Annotated in this window: 13 protein-coding genes and 1 pseudogene; 7 read left to right on the top strand and 7 right to left on the bottom strand. The window is 44.1% G+C overall.

The window, feature by feature from the left end:
- The first annotated feature begins 94 nt into the window (after window positions 1-94).
- Both HMO_RS0110690 and HMO_RS0110685 read left to right on the top strand, forming a co-directional pair.
- Entirely contained in the window at window positions 95-499 is a 405-nt protein-coding gene (locus tag HMO_RS0110690) for a hypothetical protein (RefSeq protein WP_010302735.1), read from the top strand.
- 366 nt (window positions 500-865) lie between these two features.
- Window positions 866-3,409 (top strand): hypothetical protein, encoded by a 2,544-nt coding sequence (locus tag HMO_RS0110685; RefSeq protein WP_010302732.1) that lies wholly within the window; start codon window positions 866-868, stop codon window positions 3,407-3,409.
- Between the two features lie 194 nt (window positions 3,410-3,603).
- Here the strand turns inward: HMO_RS0110685 and HMO_RS0110680 are convergent, their stop codons facing one another.
- The 4 genes and pseudogenes from HMO_RS0110680 to parE form a co-directional block, all read right to left on the bottom strand.
- Window positions 3,604-4,848, bottom strand: coding sequence for a pyruvate dehydrogenase complex dihydrolipoamide acetyltransferase (locus HMO_RS0110680; RefSeq protein ID WP_010302729.1), 1,245 nt, complete (start codon window positions 4,846-4,848; stop codon window positions 3,604-3,606).
- A gap of 9 nt (window positions 4,849-4,857) precedes the next feature.
- Window positions 4,858-5,838 (bottom strand): annotated as a pseudogene (locus HMO_RS0110675) (pyruvate dehydrogenase complex E1 component subunit beta); the annotation flags it as partial.
- Between the two features lie 12 nt (window positions 5,839-5,850).
- A complete protein-coding gene (pdhA, locus tag HMO_RS0110670; RefSeq protein WP_010302722.1) occupies window positions 5,851-6,882 on the bottom strand; it encodes a pyruvate dehydrogenase (acetyl-transferring) E1 component subunit alpha in 1,032 nt (343 codons plus the stop codon).
- 246 nt (window positions 6,883-7,128) lie between these two features.
- A complete protein-coding gene (parE, locus tag HMO_RS0110660) occupies window positions 7,129-9,099 on the bottom strand; it encodes a DNA topoisomerase IV subunit B (RefSeq protein ID WP_010302719.1) in 1,971 nt (656 codons plus the stop codon).
- Window positions 9,100-9,321: 222 nt separating this feature from the next.
- Here parE and HMO_RS0110655 point away from each other — a divergent pair, with 222 nt between their 5' ends.
- Complete coding sequence (locus HMO_RS0110655; protein ID WP_010302715.1) at window positions 9,322-9,714, top strand: acyl-CoA thioesterase; 393 nt, start codon at window positions 9,322-9,324, stop codon at window positions 9,712-9,714.
- Window positions 9,715-9,740: 26 nt separating this feature from the next.
- Window positions 9,741-13,091, top strand: a complete 3,351-nt coding sequence (locus HMO_RS15775) for a sensor domain-containing diguanylate cyclase (protein ID WP_083821298.1) — start codon at window positions 9,741-9,743, stop codon at window positions 13,089-13,091.
- Here HMO_RS15775 and HMO_RS0110645 read toward each other — a convergent pair.
- Window positions 13,072-14,052, bottom strand: a complete 981-nt coding sequence (locus HMO_RS0110645; RefSeq protein WP_010302708.1) for a TerC family protein — start codon at window positions 14,050-14,052, stop codon at window positions 13,072-13,074. The genes HMO_RS15775 and HMO_RS0110645 overlap by 20 nt on opposite strands.
- A 277-nt stretch (window positions 14,053-14,329) precedes the next feature.
- On the opposite strand from HMO_RS0110645, the gene fabI reads away from it, so the two are divergent.
- From fabI to sppA, 3 genes are read left to right on the top strand one after another with little or no spacing between them, the layout of a single operon-like run.
- Window positions 14,330-15,145 carry an enoyl-ACP reductase FabI gene (fabI, locus tag HMO_RS0110640; RefSeq protein WP_010302705.1) on the top strand — a complete coding sequence of 272 codons (816 nt, stop codon included), beginning with the start codon at window positions 14,330-14,332 and terminating at the stop codon, window positions 15,143-15,145.
- Window positions 15,145-16,230, top strand: coding sequence for a chorismate synthase (aroC, locus tag HMO_RS0110635; RefSeq protein WP_010302702.1), 1,086 nt, complete (start codon window positions 15,145-15,147; stop codon window positions 16,228-16,230). Before fabI ends, aroC begins: the two co-directional genes overlap by 1 nt.
- 16 nt (window positions 16,231-16,246) lie before the next feature.
- Complete coding sequence (gene sppA, locus HMO_RS0110630; RefSeq protein ID WP_010302701.1) at window positions 16,247-17,983, top strand: signal peptide peptidase SppA; 1,737 nt, start codon at window positions 16,247-16,249, stop codon at window positions 17,981-17,983.
- Between the two features lie 160 nt (window positions 17,984-18,143).
- Here the strand turns inward: sppA and HMO_RS0110625 are convergent, their stop codons facing one another.
- Together HMO_RS0110625 and HMO_RS0110615 are read right to left on the bottom strand one after the other, a co-directional pair.
- Complete coding sequence (locus HMO_RS0110625) at window positions 18,144-19,115, bottom strand: hypothetical protein (RefSeq protein WP_010302698.1); 972 nt, start codon at window positions 19,113-19,115, stop codon at window positions 18,144-18,146.
- A gap of 449 nt (window positions 19,116-19,564) precedes the next feature.
- A complete protein-coding gene (locus HMO_RS0110615) occupies window positions 19,565-20,095 on the bottom strand; it encodes a hypothetical protein (protein ID WP_010302693.1) in 531 nt (176 codons plus the stop codon).
- Window positions 20,096-20,435 lie beyond the last annotated feature (340 nt).

Genomic DNA, 20,435 nt, shown 5'->3' with positions numbered 1-20,435 from the left:
GATATTATTAACCCTTGTGCACTATTATTCTTTTTGCACGGTTAGCATTTTGTACAGTTTAAGCTTTATGGTTAAGGAAAGGTAGGAAACGCAAATGACACGATATCTGTTGGTTTTACCCTTAATTATTGCAACTGTTGAAGCTAAGTGCCCCGCTTTAGACCCGCAAGCTTTTCGCGAGACTCTCAATAATGATTACGCAACTATGACCATAGATGGCGTCACTTATAAAATAAAGCATCGGCAAAAACCAGGCTTCGCCATTAAGTCGACCCAGCCTGCCATTGTTGAGATCGCTGAACGATCCCATGACTTTAAGAAGGTCTGTATTTATACTCGCCGCGTTAGCGGCAAGAAGTTTGGCTCTTTTGTTCTTGAAAAGAGAAAGCCTCATTATTCTCATTACAGAGAGCCGGTGATTATATTACCTGATTCTTACCACAGAAAGCCGGTGATTACATTACCCGACAGACCCCGTCATCATTACTACCCCTACTAACAAATACCTCAAGGGAGCAGCATAATTTTACTCCTACCCCCTTTATATCTCGCCTTAGCATTCCCCTAACCTCCTGATAGCTGTACAAGCTTACCCCCCCCCCTTTCCTTTAATTGCTTGGCTCTTGAGTTGCCAATTAAGATAAGACCTATCCTAGGCTCCTTTAACCCCCTGGCCAAAATCACATTTAAGGTAAAAAATGAGTGGAAACTTGGCGCTCTCGTCCTTAAATAATATTAAGATATTTTATAAGTAAATAGCTTCAAACTTACCTCTCTCCGACGTTATACTAGTGGGGTAAGTTAAATGAGCAGCAATTGATATGATAACAACGGCAGCCTAGCCCCTAAAAATAAGAGACACACCATGAAAACACTTCTTTTACTTGGCTCACTTTTGAGTCCTGCGCTTTTCGCGTTTTCCAGTGCCACTGCGGTTGAAACCCCCACCTATATTCCTAGTATGGCGGCCTCTTCGCAACAAATAAGCCCGCTACACAATGCTACCCTTATGCTATCCTCCGACCTCGATCTTTCTTTTCTGAATGTTTATTCACGCCAGAATGTTCTTCGATTACTCACAGATTTTGTTGATGGCCGTGTTGACTATATTGTCAAGTTTTTTATGGATAAGCCTTTAACTGCTCTACATCGTTATCATCAGATTATCAACAACTTACAGACCTCACCAGCTCTACGTGATCCTTTTTCTAAAACAGAAATCTGGGGCAAACTTGCCACTGTGTTTGCGCTGACGGACTGCTCTGACCCTCTGCGGCAACAATTGCAGCTAGCAAGAGCTGGGCTGACTTATTGGGCAGCTTCACAGCCAGAGCAAGCAAAGATCTTCTTCGATAAGGTGGCAGCAAAGCCTATTAATGAGGAAGTTTTATATACCTTAGTTCTCTTTAACCATGCTACCGGCAATCTAGAAGAATGTGTCCGCTTCGGTCATTTGCTAGCTAGAAAGGATGCTTTCAAAAAGCAGCAATATTATGCCGCAGCACAAGCCTACTTAAATGCATGCTTTTCTGTAACCGATTTAACGGGCACTATAGATGGTGAAGATGCATATGACATAAGATATCAAGTTCTAGGAGAAAAGGCCCTTCGGAAACAGATTCTCCCTTTAGTGTTGCACCATTATTCGCTCTCAGAGCTAGAGAGCGTTGTTTCCTTGCTAGAAAATGTTATGCCAGAAAATCACCTCAAGAGATATCTCTATGAAGAGCTTCGCTATTCTGTTGCTAAACCATTTATGGATAGCCTAGTTCACAAATACAAAGAGGCCCAAGAGCTCGCTATAACCAAACAATTAAAGGAATTAAAAGATAAGCTTGAAGAATGCTGTGCCAATCCTTTTGCCCCTTTGGAGCTTTTAGTTGATCTGACAGCTGTTAATCTCTGGCTGGATCTTAAAGAACCTAGTCTTCGCATTTTATATGAGCTCAAGCAGCATATGTCGGATAAGAATGCTTTTGATGTTTTTCGCACATTAGAATTAACTGACAAAGAATTTAAAAAGCAGCAGTTCATCTTAGAATTAAAGAAGCTTCAGCCTAAAATACACCAAGTTAGCCTTCACCAAGCCCAGATCGAAGCCAAAGCCTCACCTATTTTAAAGCAGGAATTTTCGAATTACTTAGCTGTGGCTGCAGATATCCTCTTACCGGAAGAAACAATTCTATCGCTGCTTATGCATACAAGGGAGATTAATATCCTTCCTCAACAATCTACCTTACCAGTCCTCAAGGTTGAGGATACTTCTGAGGAAGCTACAAAAAGCACAAGCCGCAAAAAAAGGGGGAAGAGGAACAAAAAGATAACATCTAAGCAACCGAACGCCCAGATGTCAGGAAGTTCCAAACTTGCTGATAGCCAAGGCTTTGCTCAGCAAGATCAGTCTTCTCCCAGAGAACAGCCACAAGGTCTTAATGCCTCTCACTCTGGTGAAACCAACAAAGTAGATGCGACAGACCAAAGACACCAGCCTGCCGGAGAACAGCTGCTCTTAAATTCGCAGAGCTCAGACAAGGAGACTGCCCCTATCAGTGCCGAGCCAGCAACGGCTAGTTCCCCACAGAGCAGCACCGAACCACCCAAGAAAGGGAACAACCGCAATCAGCGACGAGCCAGGAAGAAGGCTGCCCTCGCCAACGCAGCTATTGCTGCTAGGACCTCAATTAATCCTAACGAGGACGCAACCGCTCAAATAGCAGTTCAAGAAGAGGCACTATTGAATACGGCAGCTGTCGACGCTGAGAAAACAGTAGAAATTCAAGGTCCGGACAAAGAACCAACCGTAGAGTTATCACTTTCTAATCTTGTCGATATTAAGAGTGAGCAAGAAAGTGATCTTTCTAATATTGCAATCTCTGAGGAACAGTTAACCAGGCACCATGAGGCTGATGTCCTGTCTCATCAAACGGAAGAGCCTGGTCGCAGCAGCGTGATGAGTGAGGCCTCTCAAGCTGATATGCAACAACGTTCATCCACCCAGAAGAGCGCAGAAGATGTTGTTAGTGAGTCATCAATGGTAACAGATTTAACAACCGCTATTGGGACAGAGGAGGTACCGCCATCGGTCTTGGAGCAAGCAACTAAGCCAGCTATTGCCATAGAGGCTAGATCGCAAAGTGAAGGCGACGCTACCCCTCCCCTGTTAACTGAGTTCTTAAATCTTAGCAAAGAGGGCATGTTTGATTTCTTCACCCATCTGTGTAACAAGATCTCCAACATTCAAGCTGAGGCTGAGCAAGCCCGCAATCAAGTTTATCAGCTTAGCGTCGCCAATCAAGTCCTTAAGAACGAAAATGAACAGCTGAAACGAGAGCTGCTAAACGAGCGCTCTTTAAGGTTTAGACAGTCCTCACCTTATTATGCTAGAGCTTCGCAGTCTGAGCATCAGTAAGGGGAAGTTTAGGAATGAGGCCTGGATAAAACTTAAGGCTATCCAGCTCGCTTCGCTTTAGTATTAGAGGAATGAGTTGCTGTACAGCATTGGTTCTATCTGGACACCTAGGCCATCGGGCTCATCCTTGGACAATAAAAAAGCTCAGGTGCCCTTTAAATGGCCTGAGCTTCTTTCTATCCTGTCCTCTAGACCTAGATTAGGAGCCTTAATGGGTCTTCAATAAATTCTTTGAAGGCTGCCAGGAAGTTGGCCCCCACTGCCCCATCAACCACTCGATGATCGGCAGATAAAGTACAGGTCATCATGGTTGCAATTTTTACTTGCCCTTCTGCCACAACGGCTCTCTGTTCACCGGCCCCGACTGCCATAATACATGCTTGGGGGGGATTAATGATGGCCGCAAACTGGCGAATTCCGTACATACCCAAATTAGAAATTGTAAAGGATCCGCCTTGGTAATCTTCGGGCATGAGCTTACCTGCCCGCGCCCGCTCAGCTAATGATTTAACCTCAGCAGAGATCTCTTTCAGGGATTTCAAGTGAGCACTGCGAACCACAGGCGTAACAAGCCCGCCCTCAATGGCTACTGCCACAGAAACATCAGCGGCTTGATACTGGCGAATATGCGTCTCATGCCAGGAAGCATTAGACGCTGGAACCTTCATTAATGCCAACGCAGTCGCCTTAACAATAAAGTCATTGACGGATAATTTGCTATCTTCAAGACGAGCATTCAGATCAGAGCGCAGCTTCAAAAGTGCCTCAAGGTTGCAATCAACAGTCAGATAAAAATGTGGCACCTGCTGTTTGGATTCCGTTAATCTTTTAGCGATAACTTTGCGCATATTATTGAGTGGCATCTCAATATAGGCCGCATCGCCATAAGCCACAGGGGCAGAAGATGGCATAGTTTGAGCCCCGCTTCGCGGTGCTGAAGCCGCGGCCTCAATATCAGCCTTAACAATACGTCCTCGGGGCCCTGTCCCGGTAATAGAATTGAGGTCCATATTATTTTGATCCGCTAAGCGTCGTGCCAGCGGACTGGCAAATACGCGCTCGTCCGATGCCCTTACCGGGCCAGAATTAACTGCTTGAGGGGCTGAAGAGGAATTATCCTTTGCAGCTGCAGCAGGCGCAGTCGCTGTAACGGCTGGAGCTGCCGCCGCTAATCCTTCTAATGCTGATGGATCTTCATCTTCTTCCAGAATAGCCCCAATCAGAGTGTTAACTTTGACATTTTCACTGCCAGCAGCGACATAAATCTTAGCCAAGGTGCCTTCATCAGTAACTTCAACTTCCATAGTGGCTTTATCAGTTTCAATTTCGGCAATAATTTGTCCTGGCTTAACACTATCCCCTTCAGATTTCAACCAACGCACTAGATTGCCCTCTGTCATGGTCGGGCTTAAAGCAGGCATTAAAATTTTAATTGGCATTTTATTTTCCTATCGGTAGCAAACAGCTTTGGCAGCTTTAACAATCTTTTCGACGCTGGGCAAAGCCAGTTTTTCTAAATTAGCAGCATACGGCAAAGGCACATCTTCAGCACAAACGCGTATGGGTTGAGCATCTAAATAATCAAAGGCTTCTTCGCAGATCATCATAGCAATTTCAGCACCGACACCAGCAAAGGGCCAGCCTTCTTCCACGGTCACCAGACGATTGGTTTTCATCACCGAGCGAATAATCGTTTCTTTGTCCAATGGCCGAATTGTCCGCAAATCAATCACCTCAGCCTCAATACCCTCGCCGGCGAGAATGTCAGCAGCTTCTAAGGCCATGCCAACAGTGATCGAAAAGGCCGTAATCGTAACATCCTTGCCTTCCCGTAAAACTGCTGCCTGACCCAGAGGCAAAATAAAATCTTCATCGGTTGGTACATCAAAGGACCGGCCGTACATCAGCTCATTTTCCAAAAAGATCACGGGATTAGGATCCCGTATGGCTGCTTTTAGTAATCCCTTAGCGTCCGCCGCCGAATAAGGCGATACCACTTTAAGCCCTGGACAATGGGCATACCAGCTGGCATAGCACTGGGAATGCTGAGCGCCGACACGGGCGGCGGCCCCATTAGGACCCCGGAAAACAATGGGGCAGCCCATTTGGCCGCCGGACATATACAGGGTTTTCGCTGCTGAGTTGATAATGTGATCAATAGCCTGCATGGAGAAGTTAAAAGTCATAAATTCGACAATTGGCTTCAATCCTAAAAAGGCGGCCCCAACTGCTAAGCCGGCAAATCCATGCTCAGTAATCGGGGTATCAATAACACGCTTAGCTCCAAATTCGTCTAACAGGCCTTGGCTTACCTTATAAGCGCCATTATACTCGGCCACTTCTTCGCCCATCAAAAACACATTTTCATCACGGCGCATTTCTTCAGCCATGGCATCGCGCAAAGCTTCACGTACAGTCATTACTTGGGTCATGGCATCACCTTAATTATCAATAAGAATATCAGTGTATAATTCAGACTCATGGGGTTCCGGCGAAGTCTGAGCAAACTCTGCAGAATCATTAACCCGATTCTTGACTTCCTTTTCAACCCCTTTTAAATCTTCTTCTGTTACCATTTTCTGAGCAAGAAGGAAAGCGCGAACGGCTTCGATCGGATCATGGTCGCTCCGCATTTTTTCAACTTCATCCTTTGTTCGGTATTTAGCTGGATCCGACATAGAATGGCCACGGTAACGATAAGTCTTGACGTGCAATAAGGTTGGCCCTTGACCAGATCTGGCATGATCAATCGCCCATTCAGCGGCTTCACGCACAGCAAATAAGTTCATCCCATTTACTTCGCGCCCCAGAATCCCCCAAGGCTCACCGCGTTTCCAGAATTCTGTCGAGGCAGAAGCCCGGCGGTTGGAGGTTCCCATCCCATATTGGTTATCTTCAATCACAAACACCGCTGGCAGTTTCCACAATGCTGCCATATTAAAAGCTTCGTAGACTTGGCCTTGGTTAGCAGCTCCATCCCCCATATAGGATATAGAAACGCCTTGATCGTTTTTATATTTATGAGCAAATGCCATGCCTGCTCCAATCGGGATTTGCGCCCCAACAATCCCATGGCCGCCAAAGAAGTTTTTCTCGCGACTAAACATATGCATTGAGCCACCTTTACCGCGGGAGTATCCCCCTTCACGCCCGGTCAATTCGGCCATCACACCCCGCGGATCCATATCACAGGCCAACATATGGCCATGGTCGCGATAACTGGTCACTACTGTATCTTGAGGTTGCATCGCTGATTGAATGCCGACCACGACCGCCTCTTGTCCGATATACAAGTGGCAAAAGCCGCCGATAAGTCCCATTCCATACAGTTGGCCGGCTTTTTCTTCAAAGCGGCGAATTAAAAGCATTTGAGTATAAGCTTTAACAAGCTGATCTTTATTATAATATTTAAATGGATCACTTGATCCTATTGCCCCCCCTACGGGCAATGACTTTTCCTGAGCCTCCGACATGATGTCCATCCCATTCGTTATTCATATATTTCTTATTGGTAACGCGAAACCACGTAAGATGCAATGCTTTCTCTTCTATTAACGCCTAAAACCCTAGTGTTTGTGTCGGTGGCAGGATTAAACCCGCATAAATGCCGAGCAATTTTAGGAGGGACTTGATGAAAATTTTTACTTCTCAGCCAAAAGATATCAGATACCACCCCAGCCCATTTGCTCTCTTAGGCCTGGCCACGGAAATGTAGAAGCTTATAAGTCTACATCGCCGACCAGAGCAGCATTTTCGTAAATGAAATTGTACCGAGCTTCAGGATTCTTTCCCATTAAGCGATCAACAAAGTCTGCTAACTTCTCATCGGGCAAAATAATCACCCGTTGTAAAGTACGCTTTTCTGGATTCATGGTCGTATCCCGCAGCTGTGCCGGCAGCATCTCGCCTAACCCTTTAAAGCGACCAACCTCAACTTTAGCCGCATTTTTAAACTGGGTCTTAATTAACCGGTCTTTTTCTGCTTCTGTTTGTGCATAAATAGTCTTTCCCCCATAGGTGATGCGGAATAAGGGGGGTTGGGCTAGATACACATTCCCGGCATCAATAATAGGACGCATTTCGCGGAAGAAAAAGGTTAACAACAGGGAGGCAATATGGGCGCCGTCGACATCAGCGTCGGTCATAATGACAACTTTACCATAGCGAAGCTTACCTGGATCGCAGTCCTTGCCAAAGCCACATCCTAAGGCTAGACCCAGGTCTGAAATCTCTTGGTTAGCCCGCATTTTATCTAAGCTGGCCGAAGCCACATTTAAAATTTTACCGCGCAACGGTAGAATAGCCTGAGTATTACGGTTACGGGCCTGCTTAGCGGATCCACCAGCAGAGTCTCCTTCGACGAGGAAGATTTCGCACTGATCCGCTTCATTCGAAGTACAATCTGCTAACTTTCCTGGCAGTCGCAAGCGCTTTGTCGCACTGGCACGCGCCACTTCTCTGGCTTGACGGCGTCGCAACCGTTCATCAACCCGGGTGAGAATATGTTCTAACAGAGCGCTGGCATGCTGAGGGTAACTCCCTAGCCAATGGTCGAAACGGTCTTTGACCGCAGTATCAACAAAGCGCGTGGCTTCAACAGAGACAAGCTTTTCTTTGGTTTGGCCTTGAAATTGTGGCTGCGGAATAAAGCAAGATAAGACAATAGCCGCCGATCCACACACATCATCTGCTGTAATCTGGCTGACACGGCGATTGCCGACACGATCTGCGTATTCTTTCAAAGAGCGCGTTATCGCTTGACGGAAGCCTGATTCATGGGTCCCGCCTTGGGGTGTTGGCACCGTATTACAGAAAGTTGAATACCAGCCATCTTCTCCCGGCGCGGTTAGCCAGGTAATCGCCCATTCAACCTTACCAGCGCCGCCAGTAAAGGCCGCCTCACCGGCAAAGATTTCTTCAGCGAGGGTTTCTTGTCCAACGACAGCAGACTGGAGAAAGTCTTCCAAGCCTTTGGGATAATGCAGCTTCGCCGTTTTGGGAATATCACTGTCTTCAGCAAGCAAAGACGGATCGCACCACCAATTAATTTCTACTCCTTTGAAAAGGTAAGCTTTAGCTTTGGCCATCTGATAAAGGGTTTGCGGTTTAAAAGAGATATCGCCAAAAATCTCCGGATCGGGCTTAAAGCGCACGATCGTCCCCCGCCAGTTGGTCATCCCCTCATCGGCGACAAGTGTAGAGGTGGGCTTTCCTTGGGAAAAGCTTTGACGCCAGGCTTGGCGCGAGCGTGCCACTTGCACTTCAACCATCTCAGATAAGGCATTGACGACGGAGATCCCAACACCATGTAATCCCCCCGAGGTTTCATAAACATTGCTATTAAACTTTCCTCCCGAATGGAGGGTGGTAAAGATCACTTCTAAGGCAGATAAATCCGGAAACTTGGGATGGGGGTCAGTGGGAATGCCGCGACCATTATCCTTAATGGCAACAATATTACCGGCTTCAAGACGGATTTCAATACGATTGGCATGGCCTGCCACGGCTTCATCCATCGAGTTATCTAGAACTTCAGCAACCAAATGATGCATTGCCTTTTCATCGGTCCCGCCAATATACATGCCAGGCCGCTTACGAACCGGCTCTAACCCTTCGAGAACTTCAATATCTTTGGCAGTATAATCGGACTTGGCAGTCGTAGCCGCATTTTGACCAAATAAATCAGACATTAGCATCAACAAATAAATTAAGTTTATAAAGATATGGCTTTAAACAGAGATGTTTTCAAGACCGTTCTTTACATTCTATACCCCTCTTCCCCATCAGACAAGAGGCGTGTGGCATAAAAAAGTTTTAAGTTTTATCGCCTGTGTTAGTTCTCCTTAATCTTCCTTTAACCCTCATCCATATATAGTGAGCCTATAATTCAAAGCAATTCGTTTAGATAAATTATGGCTGAGACTTTTATCCCTAAAAATCAACATTTAGCAATTCGAACCATAGCGATGCCCCGGGATACTAACCCAGGCGGCGATATTTTTGGCGGCTGGCTGTTGTCACAAATGGACTTAGCAGGCGGCATTGTGGCTGCCATCCGCGCGGAAGGCCGCACGGTAACAGTGGCTATTGATGCGCTCACTTTCCACAAACCGGTCTTTGTTGGCGACGAAGTTTCTTGTTATGCCGAAATTGTTAAGATTGGCCGGACCTCAATTACTGTCAAAGTTGAGGCCTGGGTTCGCCGCAAACTCACTGTTGATGTGTTAAAAGTTACTGAGGGCCTATTTACCTTCGTTGCCATAGCTGAGGATCATACGCCGCGTGTTATTCCTAAGAGTCCCTAACCTGTTTTAAGAGATTCCAGATCACAATGCAGACTATAAGAGCAAAGAATATGTATCTGATCATCGGCCTGCTGCTATTGCTGATTGGATCAATAGTTGGTACTGGGTGGATTATTTCCAGCAAGCTGTTAATTACTTTTTTTGTTTATCGCAATCCGCTGGGGTTTATTGCCCTGTTATCATTACTGTTTTCCGGCTTATTTTTTACCCTTAAGTCGTTGCCTTATCGCCGCTTTACCTATCGCCTTAAACAAGCAGCAGCAGCTAGTGTTATTCTGGTCTCAACTGTTATCTGCATTCTGATCCTTTTCAATTTTTCTGTGTATGCTTATCTATTTCCGACGGGGGAATTTGCGACCTATTTTCGCAATTCAATGAATATTTACCCGCATCTTTTATGGCTAATTGCCGGCTTTTTGTTATTGCAAAGCACCCATCCCATCACCAACCGTAAATTATCTTATCTCGAGACCACTAATTTTATTTTACTTTTCTTTGCTATTCTGGGGATCATTCTCTCCTTTCATGAATTCAGCCTCATTTACACCTGGCTTAACCAGTTTTCTATGCCGTTGCCCTATGGCATTGCTTTAACTCTCGTCAATATCGGGATGATTATTGCTTGGGGAGATAACAGAGATTCAAACAAGAAAGAAAGCGGCGAAGAAGATCGCGAAATTCGCTTCTTTACAATTTCAATGCTCTCCCAAGCAATCATGTCAGCTGTATTTCTGGGAGCAATGCTGCTGGCGGCTCAAAATGAGTCTTTCCTTAAAGCGTCTTTGGAACGCTATGCTTCTCTTGAAGCTGCTGTCCTTAAGAATGATATTGAGAATGAGGTTAGCGAAATACAAGGCCTCTTAAAAGCCCTTAATAGCAACTTAGAACAGCAGAAAGTTCCTAAAATTGACAAACGGATTCTGGATGAGCTTGATTTCTTGAGTAAGTCGCAAGATTTTAATGCTGTCGAAATTAAAGAGCCGAATGGGAATAAGCGATTCTCTGAAGGCAGTTTTATTACAAACACGATTCAACGACTAAAAGTTATTGCTGCGGTCAGGACGCATCTCGTTTATGATAAACGTTGGTATATTGAATTTGAGATACCGCTCCTATCTCAAGGCAAACTACTAGGGACTATTAGATTTCAGAAACCATTGAAGCTTCTTCCTTATAAAGGAGCCAATGGAGACATTTTCTTTTCTAAGGAGGAGCGATATTTATGTGGCCGCGGCGATGGTGAGCAGTCCAAATGTATTGCTGCCCATCCGGCAATGGATAAAAGCAAGCCTACGCCCTCCTTTTATAGCGAAGCTTTTGCTTATTCTTCTTCTGGATCTGTTTTACTCAATCCCACCACACAGACGTCTAAGATAGTGGCGATTGTCGAAAATATTAAAGATTTAGGTTTGAGCTTTGCTGTCAACTTGGATATTTCAGAGATAGAAGCAGCACTGTTGAAAAGGCTTTATATTGCCCTACCTGTGATCGTCTTCTTTATCCTTTTCTTCATGCATATGCTAAACTGGCATATTATGCCAATTTTCCGTCGTGCAGTTACAGTTGAAAAAGATGCCGTTGAATCGGCACGTATGTTGATGGAAAGTGAGTCACGGATCCGGGCTATCATCGATAATATTGGCGAATGCATTATCGTCTTTCAAGAGAACGGCGAAATTGAGTCGATGAACTTACCGGCCTTGCAAATTTTTCAGTATGAACGCAACAATTTTGAATCCATAACCTTATCAAAATTACTCAACTTAGAGATAGAAGACATTAGAAATTATCTTAACTCTGAGGCTAATCAATGGATGGAAATTAAAGCAACCCGTTGTGATATGACCACCTTTGATGCCCAAATCAAATTTAAGGATCTCGTCATTCGCCACCGACAGTTATTCATCGCAATTATCCGCGATGTAACTGAGCAAAAGATTTATGAGCAGCGCTTATCACAAAGTGAGAAGGTTTTCAGAAATTCATTTGATCATGCCCCCATCGGCATGATGGTCCTCGATTTTAAAAATACAATTAATAAGGTCAATCAGTCTTTATGCACAATGCTGGGTTATCATGAATCGGAACTCAAAGGACGAAACCTTAAAAAGATTCTTCCCGAACATTTGCGCATTGATAACGCATTGCCCTTTTCAAAACTGTCAGAAATAGGCATGACCAACTTTGTCATTGAAAGTCCGCTATTAACAAAGTCTGGAGAAATTATCCAAACCATTTCTTCCTTAGCGATGTTTGCTTCTCCCAACCCCGAAGACTCTTTCTTTATTGCACAAATAGAAGATGTAACGCTGCGCCAGCGTTATGAAGAAAAATTAAAAAATGCTAACCAAGAACTAGAAAGCCGTTTTAAAGAATTAGAAATTCATACTTCCGTCACCGAGCAACTCAATCAAATGAATGGGGTTCTGCAGTCTTGCTTAACCACTTCAGAGGCGCTGACACCCATCGAAAAGTTCGCTGAAAAACTATTCAATAATACTCCAGGATTTCTGTATTTAACCTCGCCTGATAGCAATTATATGGAACTGGTTGCTCAATGGGGAGAGGTGACAAGTCAAGGTACGGATGTCATTCGCAAAGAGGACTGCTGGGGCCTGCGGCGTGGTCAGACTTATATAGCCATCGACTTTGAAAACGACATCCCTTGTTATCATTATGAAATGGATGACAGTGCGGGCTTCGCTTGCATTCCCCTTACGGCCCAAGGAGAGCTGATTGGATTGATAACCTTGTATTCGCCAAACAATTCTTTTGATTTTCATGCAACTGCTTTCAAGCGGTTAGCTTCAAGCTTTGCCGACCACGTTTCTTTATCCTTATCCAATATAAAATTGAGAGAAAGATTGCATGAACAATCAATGCATGATCCTCTTACTGATCTGTTTAATCGCCGCTATTTTGATGAAAACATGAAGATAGAATTGCTCAAAGCTGAACGCAAAGACCATTCTTTAAGCCTGCTGGCCCTTGATATCGATCATTTTAAAAGTTTTAATGACACTTTTGGCCACGATGTCGGGGATGTGGTGCTTCAAGAAGTCAGCAGCGCTATTCGCAAACATATTCGTGAGACAGATATCGCCTGTCGCATGGGCGGCGAGGAATTTGCGATCATTATGCCTGGTGCAAGTAAGGCTATTGCTTTTGAGCGTGCCGAGAAATTAAGAGAAGCGATCAACACCCTTGTTATTAAGAATCTAACACAAACCTTACCTCCTATTACCGTTTCGATTGGGATTGCAACATATCCTGAGCACAGCACAACTGTTAAAAATTTAGGAGAAAAGGCCGATGGCGCCCTTTACCAAGCCAAGAATGCCGGGCGCAATAGGACGATTATTGCTGAGAATTCTTAGCGGGACTGGTCTTAAACAGTGAAACAACAATACCGGCTCCAAGCAATCCAAGGGTAATCGCTAGAGAAAGTTCAGCAGGAAACTTCCCTTCATTTAGCCACCAAGCCAAAAAGGGTTTGCAGCCAATGAATATTAAGACGAGAGCGAGAGAATACCTTAAGTAGTAGAAGCGCGAGATCACCGCCGCCAAACCAAAGTATAAGGCCCGCAGCCCTAAAATCGCAAAGATATTACTGGTATAAACAATATAAGGATCACGGGTAATTGTAAAAACGGCTGGAATGCTATCGACAGCAAAAATGATGTCAGCTAACTCAATAATTATTAGAGCCAACAATAAGGGGGTCCCCCATAACTGTTTCTGGGAGTCAGGTCCAGTATTTAAGCGCACAAAGAATTTTTCTTGATGCAATTCTGGCGTAATCCGCAGATGACGGCGCATCCATTTCAAAAAAGGATTGGCATCTAAATCTGGATCCTTGCTCTCCATGACAAGCATTTTAACGCCGGTTATAATTAAGAAAACAGCAAATACAAAGGCAATCCACTCAAACTTTTCAATTAAGGCGGCCCCTAAGGCAATCATAAAGCCGCGCAGTATGATCACCCCGGTAATTCCCCAAAACAATACTCGATGCTGATATTTCTGCGGCACGCCAAAATAGCTAAAAATTAAGGAAATAACAAAGATATTATCAAGAGATAACGTCTTTTCGACCAGATAACCTGTTAAATATTCGCTAGCACTACTATCTCCCATATAATACCAGATCCACGCCCCATACATTAATCCAATAAGAATATAACACAAGCTTAAGCCAAGGCTCTGAGAAATGGTCACTTCCTTTTGCTTACGATGAAATAGTCCAAGATCGAATGCTATTAATCCTAAAATTAGTACAATAAAAAGCAACCAAATCCATAAGGGCTTCCCCAAACAATTTACCATCAAAACTTCCATGACCTGCCTCAACTATCTTGTGATTGAGTAAAAACTTAAATTAACGGCAAAAACACTCTATTTATATAGTAAAATTAGAGCATAATTTTAATAGAATAGCATCTTAATAAATTTGGAACTTATTAATCTTCCCCAGCCTGCTTTTCTGCATAATCGGTTATTAACACGCTGCTGTATTTATTGTGAGGCTTTCAAAGGGAAATAAAAAAAATCGACAGACTACTTTTGAAAAGTTATACTGATCGCAAAAATTAATTTCTTATTTTAGGATTTGAGAATGACAAAAACTGGACTGATGGCCGGAAAGCGTGGCGTTATTATGGGGGTTGCCAACGACCACTCTTTAGCATGGGGAGTGGCCCAAGCTCTAGCGGCGCAAGGAGCTGAACTTGCTTTTACTTATCAAGGGGAAGCTTTATTAAAAAGAGTAGCACCCCTGGCGAGCGAACTGGGTTCAGATTTCATGATTGAATGTGATGTTTCTAAAGAAGGTGACATTGAAAAAGCATTTAATACAGTTGCAGATAAATGGGGAAAATTTGACTTTGTGGTCCATGCTATTGCTTTTGCTGACAAGAATGAATTAAAAGGTCACTATCGCGACACCAGCCGAAGCAATTTCTTGAACTCCATGAACATTTCTTGCTATTCCTTCACCGAGACCTGCCGGGAAGCCGCAAAGCACATGAACAGTGGTGGCGCTTTCATAACTTTAACTTATTACGGGGCAGAAAAAGTGGTTCCCCATTATAACGTGATGGGTGTAGCTAAAGCGGCTCTGGAAGCCAGTGTTCGTTACTTGGCCGTTGATTTAGGAGCTGACAACATTCGCGTTAATGCTATCTCTGCCGGTCCCGTTAAGACCTTAGCTGCGGCGGGTATTGGCGATTTTCGCTATATTTTAAAATGGAATCAGTTTAATTCTCCTTTGCGTCGCAACACCTCTTTAGAAGATGTTGGCGGTGCTGGCGTCTATCTATTAAGCGATCTCTCAGCCGGTGTAACCGGAGAAGTCCATCACGTGGATAGCGGTTATCATGTGGTTGGCATGAAAGCCATTGATGCGCCTGATCTAAGCGTAGAGCAAAATTAATGCCCGGTAACACCATCGGACAGGCGTTAACGCTCACCAGCTGGGGCGAAAGTCATGGTCCTGCGATTGGAGGCGTTCTCGATGGTGTTCCACCTGGACTGCTGATAGACACTGACGCCATCCAGCGCGCCTTAGATAGGCGTAAACCGGGGGCGAGCCATGGATTGACGTCAGCGCGGCAAGAGCTCGATAAAATTCAACTCTTATCTGGCATTTACGAGGGAAAAACCTTAGGAACTCCCTTGTCATTTATCATTCATAATCAAGATCAACGCTCATCAGATTATGAAAAATACAAAGATGTTTACCGTCCTGGCCATGCCGATTACAGCTATACCATGAAATATGGCCATGTAGATCATCGCGGTGGCGGTAGAGCGTCAGCACGTGAGACAGCGGTACGGGTCGCTGCAGGCGAAATAGCGCGCCAAGTTTTGGTTAGCGCCTTACCTTGCTATAAGACGGTGGCCAGTGTTACGCAAATTGGCACCCAAAAACTTTCCGCACCTTGGAATGGAGAATCTTACGAAGAAAACCCTCTGTTCTGCTCCGAGCCAATGCTTATTGCCTCTTGGACAGCTTATCTGCAGGACATAAAAGAGCAAGGACGCTCCGTCGGAGCTCTTATTGAGTCCCATTCTAAAGGCTTACCCGCAGGATTGGGAGAACCTGTTTATGACAAATTAGATGCGGACCTGGCTAAGGCCTTGATGAGTATTAATGCCGTTAAAGGCGTGGAACTGGGGGACGGCTTTGCGTGTGTAACTGCAGCCACTGGCTTTGATGAGATGGCATCAGCCGCTCCTTCGAAGCATCAAACCAATAAGGCTGGGGGAATTGTTGGGGGAATCTCCACGGGTCAAGATATTGTATGTCGTCTCGCCTTAAAACCGACGAGCTCAACTTCCCAACCGCGCCAAACCCTTACCAAGGATGGCGAGCCCGTGACTTTATCCATTAATGGTCGTCATGATCCGTGTGTAGGAATCCGCGCTGTCCCTATTGTCGAAGCTATGGTAAACTTAGTTATCGCAGACCACTTCCTAAGATGGCGTGGGCAATGTGGAGAACAATTAAAAGGTTAAAATTGTAGGTAGGAATATGCTTAAGTTTATACGTCGCACTCTCAGCTCCATTTTTACGGTCATCGGATTTATTGTGGTGGTTGCCGCAGTTATTGGCTACTTTAAGCTGGTCCATACCAGCCATGTTGATCCAGAATCGGATGCTATAACCTCAGCTTCAGTATTACAGATTGAGGTAGGGGGCTTACCAATGACAGACTTTAACCTGCCCACAAGTCTCGTCTCGCAGCTTCAGAAATATCGCACTCAATCCCTCATTGAACTTATTGACTTAATCAATGATGCAAAAGGTGATTCACGCATTAAAGCAATTAGCTTAATTATTACAGGAAACTCTTTTAGTGCGGCCCAAGCTGAAGAATTACGCCATGCTTTAGAACAGTTCCGCAAGACCAATAAGAAAGTTTACACTTTTGCTTATGCCTTTGGCGATGGATCTAATGGAACGTCAGCATATTATTTGGCTTCCGTATCTGACAAGATTTACATGCAACCGCATAGCCCTGTCAGCATTATTGGAGCCTCTCTAGAATCCTTCTTTTTAAGGGATCTGCTTGACAAATTACAAGTCAACATTCAATTTGCCCGCCGTAATGCGCATAAGGGAGTGGTCGATCGCTATACTCGCAATAATTTTACCCCAGAAGTGAAAGCCAATTTATCCGATGTTCTCACTTCTATCATAACTCATGTCCAAGAAAAAACTGCCGCTAGCCGGGGCATCGATCTGCCCACCTATATTAATTTAGTCAATACAGCGCCCCACCATTCCCCTCAAGCGCTTGAGCACAAACTTCTTGACGCCCTTATTTATCGCGATGAGATTAAGGGCAAGATTAAGGCTGACTTAGGACAAAACTTGGCCTTTGTGACTGATAAAGCCTACAGCCCGCAAAGCAAGCGCCCTCCGGCCCCAAATAAGATTGGCGTTATTTTCTTGGATGCCGAAGTGGTCCCTGCTGGGGCCAGTACTGTCAACATCAATGATCCTTATTCTCCCGAATCATTAGATAAAGCTTTTGAAATCGCCATAAAGGATAAAGATGTTAAGGCTATTATCTTCAGAATTAATACGCCTGGTGGTGCTGTATCGGGAGCCGAAGTTATCCACCACGCTGTTAAACGTACGGTAGACAAAGGTATTCCTGTCATTGTGTCAATGGGGAACGTTGCCGCCTCCGCGGGCTATTATATGGCAGCACCAGCCACCAAAATCTACGCCAATGGCCTAACCTTAACAGGATCAATTGGCATCGCAATGCTGAAACCCAACATTAGAAAAGCGACAGAAAATTATGGTATTACCTGGGATCAGGTACAAGTTGGTAACAATGCGGCCATGTGGTCGACCACTCAAGATTTTAATGAATCTTCGTGGAATTATATCCAAGAAAGTTTAGACCGGTTTTATGCTAACTTTATTCGCAAAGTGGCTGAAGGCCGCAAACTTCCACCAGCGACTGTAGAAGCGCTGGCAGGGGGAAAGGTTTGGTCGGGATTGCAAGCTAAGCATAATGGCTTGATCGATGAAATTGGGGGCTTTTTCGACGCTCTTGAAGCAGCTAAGAAGATTTGTCATGTCAAGGATACCGAAGAAGCCAACATTGTTATCTTTAATCGAATCCATATTGGTCTTCCTTTATTGTTCTCCTTCTTCGAAGGCAGCTCTCTTGAAGTCTTGAAAGAGATTCTGGGTATTAAGGATCACTTTAACCAGATGACAGCAACTCATCGACTACGTTTGGTAATGTAGATAGGCATTTTTAATACTGAGCATAGGAACAGCGGTTAAGGCCATGTTTCTGCTGTGCTCAGTATATTCCTCCCTTGGATTAGCTTTCCAGCCGCCGATTGATTATAGCGTACAATATTAAAGCAACTTTAAGTGTTCTGGCGTGCTTACAAGGACAGATTTAAAGATTAACCCATTTCATCCATTCTTCGCAGGGTTGGGCATAAACCATGACCCACGCCATGAATTGTTGAGTAATAGTCTCCGCCTCTTTGCCAATCAGTTCGAAATAGAGCGGGATAATCGAGGGGGCAGTAAAGCTAACTGGCGCTGGCATTACTTTACAAGAGCTACTTATAAGTGACTGATATTTATTTACGGCTTGTGACCAGGTGGTTAAAGCCGACGAATGTTTCTCATGGATATCCATAAGATCTTGCTCAGTGATAAACTTGCCCTCTGTTAAGAGGACATCGAATAAATAATTTGTGAATAATTCAGGCAAACCAAGTGGGCTCTCAAAGTTCCTGGCTTTTAAGATTGCCCCAATAGTGGAACTTAGGCTTTTATCAGATAAAAGCATGGCCGCAACTTTCTGAACACATGCTTCATATTTTTCTATTAGTCTTGAGTTGATAGCAGTATTTTGCTCAATCTGCGCGACCTCAGCGATAGCATGACACACCTGATTAAAGTGCTGCCTTGCCTCATAGAAACGCTGAGTCGCCTCGCCTTTATGCCGTTGCTGATGCCCATAAATTATATAGTTCACCCTTGCTTTTTCTAAAGCTCTGAACCTAATTTCTAGATCACTATAAAGATACTGGCCAATTTGAAAAATCTTACTTGAGCCTGAGACATTGAAATTCCAAACCATCTTTTGAAACCATTCATTTTGACGGGAATAATATTCTCCAAGGGCAATCATATCCCCTCCAGGCTCGAGAGGGAGCCTCTCTAATTCCGGCTGTTGTAACTCAATATCTTTTAAGAATACAGGCTCCGGCAAGGAGTTAGGCCAACTGGGGGCTGACAACGGAAACTTATCAACAAAGTTTGCCACTTGCAAATAGGAAACTGGCCGTTCCAAGGCTTGACTAGAAGCCATAAGGGCCCCCAAGATTATCACCACCAGTCGACTGGACTTTGGCATTCATTTCTCTAAATAAAACATATAACAATAATTTTATTTTATAAAACTCTGCCTCGTTAAGCAAAGTACACCAACAATATTATTAATTCTTGCAGCGGATTACTGGCTAGCTTAGAGAAAAAATAAATGTCTTAAAAAAAACCTTGTAATAATAAAAATTCATTCCCATATAACTGCTATGTAGGGATTCCTAGCATGGCAACTCTTACCCCCTCCTACTACAGTTGCTTTGCTGGGATACGAAAGCAGCCCATTGCTCCTCTAGGGCTCCTTTCCAACAAGAAGAAAAACGAGCAGCTTTTGAATATTGCTCACCCTCATTACTTCAGAGATCTTGCTTAGCAAGGTCTCTTTTTTATTGCCTATTAATTTAAATCTTTTAAGTATTTATATTTTAGATTGGAAAAGGCTAAACCATATCCCCGTCAAGCTCTCACCTAATCTCTATATCAACTGTCCTCCCCCCAGCCATTATAGGGAGCATTTAAAGAGAGGGGGCTCACTGGGGTATAATGAATGATCGCGTGACAAATCTGGTTAAGTTCACACCGATAAAAATAGAAAGCCTTAGCAGCTAAAGGTTCGGCCGCTTCATCAAACCGATCAATCATATAATTTATAATTGATGCCTGAAGAAAATGAGACGCGTAAAGCAACTTCTCAGATAAAAAGTTTCCAATAACTTTGAGGTTAGGGGCATCAGAGTTCTGGAGCTGCTTTACAAGCTTCGCAAAGTACTGATATTGAAGCCTATGGTACTCTGCTAAGCGACTTAAACGAAAAGAGGACTTGAGCTTAACAATCTCCGGAAGCGATTTGGCTTTATAAAAATTATGTTCTTTCCGTTCTTCTTCCCAGGTAGGGGCATAAGGCGATAAAGTTCTAATATACTCACACAGCTCTTGTTCTATATTCTCATATGCGCACAAACTTGTCGCCAGCGCTAAACACAGCGCAATACACCGTACCCATTTATTCATAGAGTCTTTACTTTCCCGTTGAAGAAGATTAATTACCAAGTATTAATTAGATGAAAATGCTATCTTTAACTTATTAGCAATCCATCACAAAATTCTTCTCATACAACAAAAAGTAACTCTTAAATAAAAAAAGTATTGCATAATCAAAATGTTATCCCTATATAACTTTTGTATCCGATGATACCGCAGGTCCGAGATCATAATCCTCCGAAACCCTCCGCGGATCTGCGTAGATGAAAGTGGTTCTTATTCCTCCTCCAAGAACTGCTTTTACGAAGCCTGAATGAGCTACTCCTCCTCAGAGCTCATTCAAAACCTAAGGGATTCTGCAATACAGAAT

The sequence above is a fragment of the Candidatus Odyssella thessalonicensis L13 genome, from assembly GCF_000190415.1.
GTDB lineage: Bacteria > Pseudomonadota > Alphaproteobacteria > Paracaedibacterales > Paracaedibacteraceae > Paracaedibacter > Paracaedibacter thessalonicensis.
The sequence above is the reverse complement of the archived record's forward strand: the minus strand, read 5'-3'. Positions and strand labels throughout refer to the sequence as shown.

Bases quoted from the DNA above. Each gene is read 5' to 3' on its own strand.
- HMO_RS0110690 (WP_010302735.1), top strand. From the start codon at position 95: ATGACACGATATCTGTTGGTTTTACCCTTAATTATTGCAACTGTTGAA.
- HMO_RS0110685 (WP_010302732.1), top strand. From the start codon at position 866: ATGAAAACACTTCTTTTACTTGGCTCACTTTTGAGTCCTGCGCTTTTC.
- HMO_RS0110680 (WP_010302729.1), bottom strand. From the start codon at position 4,848: ATGCCAATTAAAATTTTAATGCCTGCTTTAAGCCCGACCATGACAGAG.
- pdhA (WP_010302722.1), bottom strand. From the start codon at position 6,882: ATGTCGGAGGCTCAGGAAAAGTCATTGCCCGTAGGGGGGGCAATAGGA.
- parE (WP_010302719.1), bottom strand. From the start codon at position 9,099: ATGTCTGATTTATTTGGTCAAAATGCGGCTACGACTGCCAAGTCCGAT.
- HMO_RS0110655 (WP_010302715.1), top strand. From the start codon at position 9,322: ATGGCTGAGACTTTTATCCCTAAAAATCAACATTTAGCAATTCGAACC.
- HMO_RS15775 (WP_083821298.1), top strand. From the start codon at position 9,741: ATGCAGACTATAAGAGCAAAGAATATGTATCTGATCATCGGCCTGCTG.
- HMO_RS0110645 (WP_010302708.1), bottom strand. From the start codon at position 14,052: ATGGAAGTTTTGATGGTAAATTGTTTGGGGAAGCCCTTATGGATTTGG.
- fabI (WP_010302705.1), top strand. From the start codon at position 14,330: ATGACAAAAACTGGACTGATGGCCGGAAAGCGTGGCGTTATTATGGGG.
- aroC (WP_010302702.1), top strand. From the start codon at position 15,145: ATGCCCGGTAACACCATCGGACAGGCGTTAACGCTCACCAGCTGGGGC.
- sppA (WP_010302701.1), top strand. From the start codon at position 16,247: ATGCTTAAGTTTATACGTCGCACTCTCAGCTCCATTTTTACGGTCATC.
- HMO_RS0110625 (WP_010302698.1), bottom strand. From the start codon at position 19,115: ATGCCAAAGTCCAGTCGACTGGTGGTGATAATCTTGGGGGCCCTTATG.
- HMO_RS0110615 (WP_010302693.1), bottom strand. From the start codon at position 20,095: ATGAATAAATGGGTACGGTGTATTGCGCTGTGTTTAGCGCTGGCGACA.